Annotated in this window: 7 protein-coding genes; 6 read left to right on the top strand and 1 reads right to left on the bottom strand. The window is 46.6% G+C overall.

Features of this window, described 5'->3' with window-relative positions; translation table 11 throughout:
• Nucleotides 1–110: 110 nt before the first annotated feature.
• From ACOJUN_RS24145 to ACOJUN_RS24125, 5 genes are all read left to right on the top strand, one after another.
• Complete coding sequence (locus tag ACOJUN_RS24145) at nucleotides 111–1,913, top strand: F-box/WD repeat-containing protein (protein ID WP_422134389.1); 1,803 nt, start codon at nucleotides 111–113, stop codon at nucleotides 1,911–1,913.
• Nucleotides 1,914–2,386: 473 nt separating this feature from the next.
• Nucleotides 2,387–4,189: an F-box/WD repeat-containing protein gene (locus ACOJUN_RS24140; protein ID WP_422134388.1), complete on the top strand. Its 1,803-nt coding sequence runs from the start codon at nucleotides 2,387–2,389 to the stop codon at nucleotides 4,187–4,189.
• Between the two features lie 382 nt (nucleotides 4,190–4,571).
• Entirely contained in the window at nucleotides 4,572–6,245 is a 1,674-nt protein-coding gene (locus ACOJUN_RS24135; protein WP_422134387.1) for an F-box/WD repeat-containing protein, read from the top strand.
• A 384-nt stretch (nucleotides 6,246–6,629) separates the two neighbouring features.
• The gene (locus tag ACOJUN_RS24130) at nucleotides 6,630–8,429 is read left to right on the top strand and encodes an F-box/WD repeat-containing protein (protein ID WP_422134386.1); all 1,800 of its coding nucleotides are present in this window, start codon (nucleotides 6,630–6,632) and stop codon (nucleotides 8,427–8,429) included.
• A 176-nt stretch (nucleotides 8,430–8,605) separates the two neighbouring features.
• Nucleotides 8,606–10,405, top strand: a complete 1,800-nt coding sequence (locus tag ACOJUN_RS24125; RefSeq protein WP_422134385.1) for an F-box/WD repeat-containing protein — start codon at nucleotides 8,606–8,608, stop codon at nucleotides 10,403–10,405.
• Between the two features lie 179 nt (nucleotides 10,406–10,584).
• Here ACOJUN_RS24125 and ACOJUN_RS24120 read toward each other — a convergent pair whose 3' ends face one another.
• Nucleotides 10,585–10,902, bottom strand: a complete 318-nt coding sequence (locus tag ACOJUN_RS24120) for a hypothetical protein (RefSeq protein ID WP_422134384.1) — start codon at nucleotides 10,900–10,902, stop codon at nucleotides 10,585–10,587.
• 140 nt (nucleotides 10,903–11,042) lie between these two features.
• On the opposite strand from ACOJUN_RS24120, the gene ACOJUN_RS24115 reads away from it, so the two are divergent.
• Nucleotides 11,043–12,851 (top strand): F-box/WD repeat-containing protein, encoded by a 1,809-nt coding sequence (locus ACOJUN_RS24115; RefSeq protein ID WP_422134383.1) that lies wholly within the window; start codon nucleotides 11,043–11,045, stop codon nucleotides 12,849–12,851.
• Nucleotides 12,852–12,948 lie beyond the last annotated feature (97 nt).

The raw sequence follows: 12,948 nt of genomic DNA, 5'->3' as shown, positions 1-12,948 counted from the left end.
GCATCTAACAACATACTGTGAATTTTTATTTCAAAGCCGACTCTAACTGACTTCATCAATTTTGAATGTCTTTGCTCATCGGAGAGGTGAAGACTTAAGAGAAAACAGATATGTATTCTGACGTTAATCATTCCGACATAGCCGGTTCACCTTCGCTACCACCTGTGAGCATTTCATTGGAGGAAGAACCATCGGGTGTCAGTGCGGGCATATCCGTCGCTGTGCCTGAAAAAGAAATAGAGAAAACCGCTTTATTGCACGATTTGCCCGAGGAATTAACCCTCAAAATTTTTCGCTTTTTGAAGCTTCGGGATATTGTCAGTTTGCAACAGGTATCTATACACTTAAACAGGTTTATTAAAAACGAACATGTTCTGGAAAAGACATGGTATCGCCGGTTTTCTTTACCTCACCAATATCAATTGAAGAAAAGCCTTCCTTTAGAGGATAAAGAACAGCTCCGAAATTGGCTGCTACCGTTTACGAAGGATCAAGCGTTAGTCGAATCACTCATAAAACAGCGAAAGGCCGTTTATTTTCCTGCTCTCTTTCATTTCGCCAAAGCCCGACTTATGTCTCAATGCGAAAAGTATAATGTCGATGCAGAAGCCGTTATTGTTCATCAAGACAATGTGAACACAGCGACCTTCAGCGCTGATGGTAGCCACCTGGTGACGGCCAGTGACGATGCAACGGCGATAATCTACGGCCAGAGGGCCAATGGTTCATGGGAAGAAGAAACCATCATTTCCCATAACCGCGATATCGTATCAGCCCTCTTTAGTGCCGATGGCCGCCATGTGGTGACCGAAAGTGTCGTTGGAACGGCAAAAATCCATGGTCAGGTCGAGGGATCATGGGCAGAGAAACTGAGCATTTTCCATGATGGCAGTTTCTCCTCAGTCACCTTCAGTGCCGATAACCGCCATCTGGTGACCGCCAGTTCGGATAACACGGCGAAAATCTGTGCTCAGGGAGACGATGGGTCATGGGAAGAAAAACTCACCATTTTCCATGATGGCTGGGTCGAATTTGCCATCTTCAGTGCCGATAGTCGTCATTTGTTGACCGCCAGCTACGATCACACAGCAAGAATCTATGGTCAGGAAGTTGATGGATCATGGGTAAAAAAAATCACCATTTCCCATGACCGACTGATCCAATCAGTCACCTTCAGCGCTGATGGTCGCCGTGTGGTGACGACCTCTACCGATGGCACAGCGAAAATCTATGGTCAAAAGAACGATGGCTCATGGGAAGAAGAAATCATCATTTCCCATGATGACAGGGTCAACTCAGCTACCTTTGGTGCTGATAGTCGCCATTTGGTAACGGCCAGTGAGGATAACACGGCGAAAATCTATGGTCTGAAGGACGATGGATCATGGGGAGAAGAAGCCAGCATTTCCCATAATCGCAATGTCGATTCAGCCGTATTCAGCCCCAATGGCAGCCATGTGGTGACAACAAGTTATGATGACACGGCGAAAATCTATGGTAAGAAGGACGACGGATCATGGGAAGAAAAGCGCACCATTTACCACGGTCACGGTGTCATCTCAGCCACCTTCAGCCCCGATGACCGTCACCTGGTGACCGCCGGTTTTGATGGCAAAGCGAAAATCTATGGTCTGAAGGCTGACGGATCCTGGGTAGAGAATGCCATCATTTCCCATGAGGCTTCACTCAAAACAGCCATCTTCAGTGCCGATGGTCGCCTGGTGGTGACCACCAGTAAAGATGGGACGGCAAAAATTTATGGCCAGATGACCAATGGATTATGGGTAGAAAAAGCCGTTGTTACCCATGAAGGTACGGCTGAATCAACTGCCCTCAGCGCCAATGGCCACCATCTGGTTTCGCCCTTTCGCCATAATAAATTGAGAATTTATAAGCTATCGATGAATCATTGATTGTTTGCTGTGATCTATAAAAGGGATGCCATTGCGCATGTGCTGAAAGGCAGAAATTTCTTTTAGTGGCATCTAACAACATACTGTGAACTTTTATTTCAAAGCCGACTCTAAGTACCTAACGAGTTGGTTTCGCATATTCTGGACGGCGGCTTTTTCCATCCTTCTGCGTTCCAATTCTGGTTGCGTAGCTATCGCTACGCGCCCGTCGTTGCGCCTTGAAGGATGAAAAAATCCACTCGCCAGAATATGCGAAACCAACTGGCCAGGTACTTATACCAATCGTGCTTTCTAACTCCCGTGATGAGCATGGAGATTTGAGCACTAAGACAAGGCGACGATCGGCAACGCAGGATTAAGGCTCAAATCTTCAGCGCAATAGGGAGTTAGAAAGTTCGATTGGTATTAACTGACTTCATCAATTTTGAATGTCTTTGCTCATCGGAGAGGTGAAGACTTAAGAGAAAACAGATATGTATTCTGACGTTAATCATTCCGACATAGCCGGTTCACCTTCGCTACCACCTGTGAGCATTTCATCGGAGGAAGAACCATCGGGTGTCAGTGCGGGCAGATCCGTCGCTGTGACTGAAAAAGAAATAGAGAAAACCCCTTTATTACACGATTTGCCCGAGGAATTAACCCTAAAAATTTTTCGCTTTTTGGAGCTTCGCGATATCATCAGTTTGCAACAGGTCTCTGCACACTTAAACAGGTTTATTAAAAACGAATATGTTCTGGAAAAGACATGGTATCGCCGGTTTTCTTTACCTCACCAATATCAATTGAAGAAAAGCCTTCCTGTAGAGGATAAAGAACAGCTCCAAAATTGGCTGCGACCGTTTACGAAGGATCAAGCGTTAGTCGAATCACTCATAAAACACCGAAAGGCCGTTTATTTTCCTGCTCTCTTTCATTTCGCCAAAGCCCGACTTATGTCTCAATGTGAAAAGTATAATGTCGATGCAGAAGCCGTTATTGTTCATCAAGACAAGGTGAACTCAGCCACCTTCAGCGCTGATGGTAGCCACCTGGTGACGGCCAGTGACGATGCAACGGCGATAATCTACGGCCAGAAGGCCAATGGATCATGGGAAGAAGAAACCATCATTTCCCATAACCGCGATATCGTATCAGCCCTCTTTAGTGCCGATGGCCGCCATGTGGTGACTGAAAGTGTCGTTGGAACGGCAAAAATCTATGGTCAGGTCGATGGATCATGGGCAGAGAAACTGAGCATTTTCCATGATGGCAGTTTCTTCTCAGTCACCTTCAGTGCCGATAGCCGCTATCTGGTGACCGCCAGTACGGATAACACGGCGAAAATCTGTGCTCAGGGAGACGATGGGTCATGGGAAGAAAAACTCACCATTTTCCATGATGGCTGGGTCGAATTTGCCGTCTTCAGTGCCGATAGTCGTCATTTGGTGACCGCCAGCTACGATCACACAGCAAGAATCTATGGTCAGGAAGTTGATGGATCATGGGTAAAAAAAATCACCATTTCCCATGACCGACTGATCCAATCAGTCACCTTCAGCGCTGATGGCCGCCGTGTGGCGTCGACCTCTTCCGATGGCACAGCGAAAATCTATGGTCAAAAGAACGATGGCTCATGGGAAGAAGAAACCATTATTTCCCATGATTACCATGTCAACTCAGCTAACTTCAGTGCCGATAGCCGCCATTTGGTTACGGCCAGTATCGATAAAACGGCGAAAATCTGTAGTCTGAAGGACGATGGATCATGGGGAGAAGAAGCCATCATTTCCCATAATCGCAATGTCGATTCAGCCGTATTCAGCCCCAATGGCAGCCATGTGGTGACGACAAGTTATGATGACACGGCGAAAATCTATGGTAAGAAGGACGACGGATCATGGGAAGAAAAACGCACCATTTACCACGGTCACCGTGTCATCTCAGCCACCTTCAGCCCCGATGACCGTCACCTGGTGACCGCCGGTTTTGATGGCAAAGCGAAAATCTATGGTCTGAAGGCTGACGGATCCTGGGTAGAGAATGCCATCATTTCCCATGAGGCTTCACTCAAAACAGCCATCTTCAGCGCCGATGGTCGCCTGGTGGTGACCACCAGTAAAGATGGAACGGCAAAAATTTATGGCCAGATGACCAATGGATTATGGGTAGAAAAAGCCGTTGTTACCCATGAAGGTACGGCTGAATCAACTGCCCTCAGCGCCAATGGCCACCATCTGGTTTCGCCTTTTCCCGATAATATTTTGACGATTTATAAGCTATCGATGAAGGATTGATTGTTTGCTGTGATCAATAAAGGGACGCCATTGCGGGTGTGCTGAAAAGCAGAAATTTCTTTAGTGGCACTTTACAACCTATTATGAACTCTTATTTCAAAGCTGACTCTAAGTACTCAACCATACGAAATCATATTTTCTGACTCATTGTTCAGGCACTCGCGGCAACTGCTCCTGCGTTGCTCTAGCTCCTGCATCCATGCAGTCGTGCTGCGTTGCAACTCTGGTCACATAGCTTGCTATGTTCCCGTCGTTGCGCCTTGCAGAGCACCTGCCCAATAAGCCAGAAATATTCGATTCCGTATGGCTGAGTACTTAACAGACTTCATCAATTTTGAATGCCTTTACTCATCGGGGGGTGAAGGCTTAAGAGAAACCAGATATGTATTCTGACATTAATCATTCCGACATAGCCGGTTCACCTTCGCTACCAGCTGTAAGCACTTCATTGGCGCAAGAACCATCGGCTGTCGGTGCAGGCAGGTCCGTCGCTGTTGTTGACAAAGAAATAGAGAAAACAGTTTTATTACACGATTTGCCCGAGGAATTAACCCTCAAAATTTTTCGCTTTTTGGAACTTCGGGATATTGTCAGTTTGCAACAGGTATCTACTCACTTAAACAGGTTTATTAAAAACGAACATGTTCTGGAAAGGACATGGTATGGCCGGTTTTCTTTATCACATCAATATCAATTGCAAAAAAGCCTTCCTGTAGAGGATAAAGAACATCTTCGAAATTGGCTGCGACCGTTTACGAGAGATCAGGCGTTAGTTGAATCACTCATAACACACCGAGAGGCCGTTTATTTTCCTGCCCTTTTCCATTTCGCCAAAGCCCGACTGATGTCTCAATACGAAACGTATAATGTCGATATAGAGGCCGTTATTGCTCATGACGATAAGGTGAACTCAGCCACCTTCAGCGCCGATGGTAGGCACCTGGTGACGGCCAGTGACGACGCAACGGCGATAATCTATGGCCAGAGGACTGATGGAACATGGGAAAAAAAAGGCGTCATTTCCCATGACGATGTTGTCAAATCAGCCCTCTTTAGTGTTGATGGCCGCCAACTGGTGACCGCCAGTAAGGATAACACGGCGAAAATCTGTGTTCAGGGAGACGATGGGTCATGGGAAGAAAAACTCACCATTGTCCATGATGCCCGGGTCCACTTTGCCGCCTTCAGCGCCGATGCCAGCCATTTGGTGACCGCCAGTGTCAATAACACAGCAAGAATCTATGGTCAGGAAGTCGATGGATCATGGGTAAAAAAAATCACCATTTTTCATCACCAACGGATCAACTCAGTCACCTTCAGTGCCAATAGTCGCCGTGTGGTGACAGCCTCCAACGATGGCACAGTGAAAATCTATGGTCAAAAGACCGATGGTTCATGGGAAGAGGAAACCGTCATTTCTCATGATCATAAGGTCAACTCAGCTGCCTTTAGTGCCGATGGCCGCCATTTGGTAACGGCCAGTGAAGATAACACAGCGAAAATCTACGGTCTGAAGGACGATGGATCATGGGGAGAAGAAGCTGTCATTTCCCATAGGAGCTATATCAGCTCAGCTGCCTTAAGCCCCAATGGCAGCCATGTGGTGACGACAAGTTACGATTACACGGCGAAAATCAACAGTAAGAAAGACGACGGATCATGGGAAGAAAAACGCACTATTTCCCATGATGACTACGTCAGCTCAGCCACCTTCAGCCCCGATAGCCGCCATTTGGTGACGGCCAGTGACGATGGCATGGCGAAAATCTATGGTCTGAAGACTGACGGATCCTGGGTCGAAAAGACCATCATTTCCCATCTGGGTGTTGTCACATCAGCCATTTTTAGCGCCGATGGCCAGCTTTTGATGACCGCCAGTTGGGATCGTACGGCAAAAATTTATGGTCAGTATATTAATGGATTATGGGTAGAAAAAGCCGTTGTTGCCCATAGAAGTTTGGCCAAATCAACCGCCCTCAGTGGCAATGGCCACCATTTGGTTTTGCCCTCTCTCCATAACATTTTGATGATTTATAAGCTATCGATGAAGCATTGATTGTTTGCTGTGATCAATAAAAGGAACGCCATTGCGCATGTGCTGAAAGGCAGAAATTTCTTTAGTGGCACTTTACAACCTATTATGAACTTTTATTTCAAAGCCGACTCTAAGTACTCAACCATACGAAATCATATTTTCTGACTTATTGTTCAGGCACTCGCGGCAACTGCTCCTGCGTTGCTCGAGCTCCTGCATCCATGCAGTCGTGATGCGTTGCAACTCTGGTCACATAGCTTGCTATGTTCCCGTCGTTGCGCCTTGCAGAGCACCTGCCCAATAAGCCAGAAATATTCGATTCCGTATGGTTGAGTACTTAACAGACTTCATTCATTTTGAATGTCTTTGCTCATCGGGGGGGGGAAGACTTAAGAGAAACCAGATATGTATTCTGACGTTAATCATTCCGACATAGCCGGTTCACCTTCGCTACCAGCTGTAAGCACTTCATTGGCGCAAGAACCATCGGCTGTCGGTGCAGGCAGGTCCGTCGCTGTTGTTGACAAAGAAATAGAGAAAACAGTTTTATTACACGATTTGCCCGAGGAATTAACCCTCAAAATTTTTCGCTTTTTGGAACTTCGGGATATTGTCAGTTTGCAACAGGTATCTACTCACTTAAACAGGTTTATTAAAAACGAACATGTTCTGGAAAGGACATGGTATCGCCGGTTTTCTTTACCACACCAATATCAATTGCAAAAAAGCCTTCCTGTAGAGGATAAAGAACACCTTCGAAATTGGCTGCAACCGTTTACGAGAGATCAAGCGTTAGTTGAATCACTCATAACACACCGAGAGGCCGTTTATTTTCCTGCCCTTTTCCATTTCGCCAAAGCCCGACTGATGTCTCAATACGAAAAGTATAATGTCGATACAGAAGCCGTTATTGCTCATAATAACTGGGTGAAATCAGCCACCTTCAGCACAGATGGTAGCCACCTGGTGACGGCCAGTAGCGATGCAACTGCGCTTATCTATGGCCAGAGTGCCAATGGATCATGGGAAAAAAAAGGCATCATTTTCCATCAAGAGGGCGTCAGATCTGCCATCTTCAGCCCCGATGGTCGCCATGTGATGACCTGCAGTTGGGATTTTACGGCAAAAATCTATGGTCAAGTCGATGGGACCTGGGTGGAGAAACTCACTATTTCCCATGATCATTGGCTCAACTCAGCCACCTTCAGCGCCGATAGCAGCCATCTGGTGACCGCCAGTAATGATGAATCGGCGAAAATCTGCGTTCAGGGAGACGATGGCACATGGGAAGAAAAGCTCACCATTTCCCATGATGATAGGGTCAAATTGGCTGCCTTCAGCGCCGATGGCCGTCATTTGGTGACCACCAGTCACGATAACACGGCAAGAATCTATGGTAAGGAAGTCGATGGATCATGGGTAAAAAAAATCACCATTTTTCATGACCAACGGATCAACTCAATCACCTTCAGTGCTGAAAGTCGCCGTGTGGTGACAGCCTCTGAGGATGGCACAGTGAAAATCTATGGTCAAAAGACCGATGGCTCATGGGAAGAAGAAACCATCATTTCCCATGATGACTGTGTCAATTCAGCCACCTTTAGTACCGATGGCCGCCATGTGGTGACGGCCAGTAAAGATGACACAGCGAAAATCTGTGGTCTGAAGGACGATGGGTCATGGGGAGAAGAAGCGATCATATCTCACAATTCCTATGTCAACTTAGCCGCCTTCAGCCCCAATGACCGCTATGTAGTGACGGCAAGTTACACTAGAGCGAAAATCTGTATTAAGAAGGACGACGGGTCATGGGAAGAAAAACGCACTATTTCCCATCGTGACTCTATACGCTCAGCCACCTTCAGCCCCGATAGCCGCCATTTGGTGACGGCCAGTGACGATCGCATGGCAAAAATCTATGGTCTGAAGACTGACGGAACCTGGGTAGAAAAGACCATCATTTCCCATCTGGGTATTGTCATATCAGCCACCTTTAGTGCCGATGGCCGCCTTGTGGTGACTACCAGTACAGACAGAACGGTAAAAATTTATGGTCAGGATATTAATGGATTATGGGTAGAAAAAGCCGTTGTTGACCAAATAGGGTTGCCCAATTTAACTGCCCTCAGCGCCAATGGTCACCATCTGGTTTCGCCCTTTTCCCATAACGTTTTGACGATTTATAAGCTATCGATGAAGCATTGATTGTTTGCTGTGATCAATAAAAGGGACACCATTGCGTATGTGCTGAAAGGCAGAAATTTCTTTAGTGGTTCTTAACAACCTATTATGAACTTTTATTTCAAAGCCGACTCTAACTGACTTCATCAATATTGAAATTCCTTGCTAATCGGTGGGAATAATCAACCAAGAGAAACCAGATGTATTCTGATGTTAATTATTCCGACATAGCAGGTTCCCCTTCGATACCAGCTGTAAGCACTTCATTGGCGAAAGAACCGTCGGGAGTCAGTGCGGGCAGGTCCGTTGCTGTGCCTGAAAAAGAAATAGAGAAAACAGCTTTATTACACGATTTGCCTGAGGAAATAACCCTCAAAATTTTTCGTTTTCTGGAGCTTCGGGATATTGTCAGTTTGCAGCGGGTATCTACTTACTTAAACAGGTTTATTAAAAACGAACATGTTCTGGAAAGGACATGGTATCGCCGGTTTTCTTTACCACACCAGTATCAATTGAAAAAAAGCCTTCTTGTAGAGGATAAAGAACATCTTCGAAATTGGCTGCGACCGTTTACGAGAGATCAAGCGTTAGTTGAATCACTCATAAAGCACCGAAAGGCCGTTTATTTTCCTGCCCTTTTCCATTTCGCCAAAGCCCGACTGATGTCTCAATACGAAAAGTATAATGTCGATACAGAGGCCGTTATTGCTCATAGTGGCCAGGTGAAACCAGCCACCTTCAGCCCCGATGGCAGCCACCTGGTGACGGCCAGTGAGGACGCAACTGCGCTTATCTATGGCCAGAGTGCCAATGGATCATGGGAAAAAAAAGGCATCATTTCCGATCAAGAGGGCGTCAGATCTGCCATCTTCAGCCCCGATGGTCGCCATGTGATGACCTTCAGTTGGGATTTTACGGCAAAAATCTATGGTCAAGTTGATGGGACTTGGGTGGAGAAACTCACTATTTCCCATGATGATTGGATCAACTCAGCCACCTTCAGCGCCGATAGCAGCTACCTGGTGACGGCCAGTGACGATGCAACGGCGAAAATCTGTGTTCAGGGAGACAATGGGTCATGGGAAGAAAAACTTACCACTTACCATGATGATTGGGTCAACTTAGCCAACTTCAGCCCCGATAGTAGCCATCTGGCGACCACCAGTTACGATTACACGGCAAAAATTTATGGTCGGGGAGTCGATGGATCATGGGAAGAAAAATTCACCATTTTCCATGGCCTGTGGATCAACACAGTCAACTTCAGTGCCGATGGCCGTCATCTGGTGACTGCCAGTGACGATGGCACAGCGAAAATCTATGGTCAAAAGACCGATGGCTCATGGGAAGAAGAAACCATCATTTCCCATGATGACTGTGTCAACTCAGCCACCTTTAGTGCCGATGGCCGCCGTGTGGTGACGGCCAGTAAAGATAACACTGCGAAAATCTGTGGTCTGAAGGACGATGGGTTATGGGGAGAAGAAGCCATCATATCTCTTAATTGCTGTGTCAACTTAGCCGCTTTCAGCCCCAATGACCGCCATGTAGTGACGGCAAGTTTCACCAGAGCGAAAATCTATAGTAAGACGGACGACGGATCATGGGAGGAAAAACGCACTATTTCCCATCGTGACTCTATCCACGTAGCCACCTTCAGCCCCGATAGCCGCCACTTGGTGACGGCCAGTGACGATCGCACGGCGAAAATCTATGGTCTGAAGACTGACGGATCCTGGGTTGAAAAAACCATCATTTCCCATCTGGATATTGTCTTGTCGGCCACCTTTAGCGCCGATGGTCGCCTTGTGGTGACCAGCAGTACAGATAGAACGGCAAACATTTATGGTCAGGATATTAACGGATTATGGGTAAAAAAAGCCTTTGTTGAGCAGACATGTTTTCCCACATCAACTGCCCTCAGTGCCAATGGCCATCATTTGGTTTCGCGCTTTCGCCATGACAAATATAGAATTTATAAGCTATCGATGAATCATTGATTGTTTGCTGTGGTCAATAAAAGGAACACCATTGCGCATGTGCTGAAAGGCAGAAATTTCTTTGCTGGCATTCAATAACATAGTATGAACTTTTATTTCAAATCCGAGTCAAACTCACTTTATCAATATTGAATATCTTTGCTCATCAGAGGGTGTCGCAAAACTTCAACAGCTCGTTCTCACGCTCTGAAGTCGTCATTCCCGCGAAGGCGGGAATCCAGCGCCAACGGTGGATCTCTGCTTTCTCGGGGATGACAAGGCCAGGGGGACACCGGGCAGTATGGTTCTGGTGGAGAGTCAGTGTGGATTCCCGCCTTCGCGGGAATGACGAGAATGAAGCCGGGAATGACGAGAATGAAGCCGGGAATGACGAGAATGAAGCCGGGAATGACGAGAATGAAGCCGGGAATGACGAGAATGAAGCCGGCAATAACGGGAGTCAGCGCGTTCCCGCGCCGGAGAGAGTTTTGCGACACCCTCTCTGCGCGGGAATGCATACCTCCCCTGAAAAGCGGACTCTGCAGCTCGAGATAAGTATGGGTTCCCACGCAGGGACCCACAGGGCCTAAAAGCATGGGAACCAGAGTTTTGCGACAGCCTCATCAGGGGGAGGGTGAAAACTTAGGAGAAACCAGATATGTATTCTGACCTTAATAATTCCGACATAGCCGGTTCGCCTTCACTTCCACCTGTGAGCACTTCATTGGGGGAAAAATCATCAGGTGTCAGTGCAGGCAGGTCCGTCACTGTGCCTGACAAAGAAATAAAAAAAACAACTTCATTGCCCGATTTGCCCGAAGAAATAATTATCAAAATTGCGCGTTTGCTGAAATTTCGGGATATCGTCTGTTTACAACAGGTATCTACTCACACATACACTGCCATTAAAAACGATCCTGTACTGGAAAAGGCATGGTTTCGCCGGTTTTCTTCACTGCACCAATATCAACTAAAGAAAATTCTACCTGTAGAGGATAAAGAACAGCTCCGTAGTTGGCTGCGACCGTTTACGAAGGATGAAACGTTAGTCGAATCAATATTAGAACACCGAAGTTATGATTATTTTCCTGCTCTGTTTTATTTCACCAAAGCTCGACTGATGTCTCAATGCAAGATGTTTAATGTAGATACAAAAGTGATCCTTAACCATTCTGGTTTTTGGGGTGGTGTGTTCTCAGCCACCTTCAGCGCCGATGGCAGCCACCTGATAACGAGGTGCGCAGACGGAAAGGCCAGAATTTACCATAACAATGGATCATGGGATAGAAAAGCCATTATTCCCCATAGAGATGAGATCGTGTCAGCCATCTTCAGCGCTGATGATCGCTACGCAATGACCGTCAGTTTCGATAAAACGGCAAAAATCTATGGTCAGGTCGACGATGGGTCATGGGAAAAGAAACTCACTATTTCCCATGGTGATTGGCTCAACTCAGCCAACTTCAGCGCCGATAGTCGCCATTTTGTGACTGCCAGTAAGGACCAAACGGTGAAAATCTGTGTTCAGGGAGATGATGGATCATGGGAAGAAAAACTCACTATTTCCCATGATAATTGCTTTGACTTAGCCATCTTCAGTGCCGATAGTAGCCATCTGGTGACCACCAGTTACGACGATTACACAGCAAAAATTTATGGTCGGGGAGTCGATGGATCATGGGAAGAAAAATTCACCATTTTCCATAGCCTGTGGATCAACACAGTCAACTTCAGTGCCGATGGCCGTCATCTGGTGACTGCCAGTGACGATGGCACAGCGATAATTTATGGTCAAAAGGCTGATGGCTCATGGGAAGAAGAAACCATCATTTCCCATGATCACAGGGTCAAGTCAGCCATATTCAGTGACGATGGCCACCATGTGGTGACCGCAAGTAAGGATCATACGGCAAAAATCTATGGACAGAAGAGCGACGGCTCATGGGAAGAAAAGTGCACTATTAACCATGGTCGCCATATCCTCTCAGCCAACTTTAGCCCCGATGGCCGCCATGTTTTGACCGCAAGCAAAGATCATACGGCAAAAATCTATGGCCAGAAGAGTGATGGTTCATGGGAAGAAAAGTGCACTATTAACCATGGTCGCCGTGTCCTCTCAGCCAACTTCAGCCCCGATGGCTGCCATCTGGTGACGGCCAGTAAAGATGGCACAGCGAAAATCTATGGTCTGAAGACTGACGGATCCTGGGTCGAAAAGGCCATCATTTCCCATGAAGCTTCACTCAAAACAGCCACCTTTAGTGTCGATGGCTGCCTTGTGATTACCACCAGTATGGATGGAACGGCAAAAATTTATGGTCAGTGGGCTAATGGGTCATGGATAGAAAAAGCCGTTGTTACCCATAGAGGTATGGCCGAAACTGTCCTCAGTGCCGATGGCTACCATTTGGTTTCACCTTTTCTCTTTGACAATTTGAGAATTTATAAACTATCGATGAAGAACTGATTGTTTGCTGAGATCAATAAAGGGACACCATTCTGAATATACTGAAAGGCAGAAGTTTTTTTTAGTAGCACTTAACAACCTATTATGAACTTTTATT

It is taken from the genome of Endozoicomonas sp. ALD040, assembly GCF_049275945.1.
In the GTDB taxonomy this organism is placed as follows: Bacteria; Pseudomonadota; Gammaproteobacteria; order Pseudomonadales; family Endozoicomonadaceae; genus Endozoicomonas_A.
Note: the sequence above shows the minus strand (reverse complement) of the source record. Positions and strands in the feature narration are given on the sequence as shown.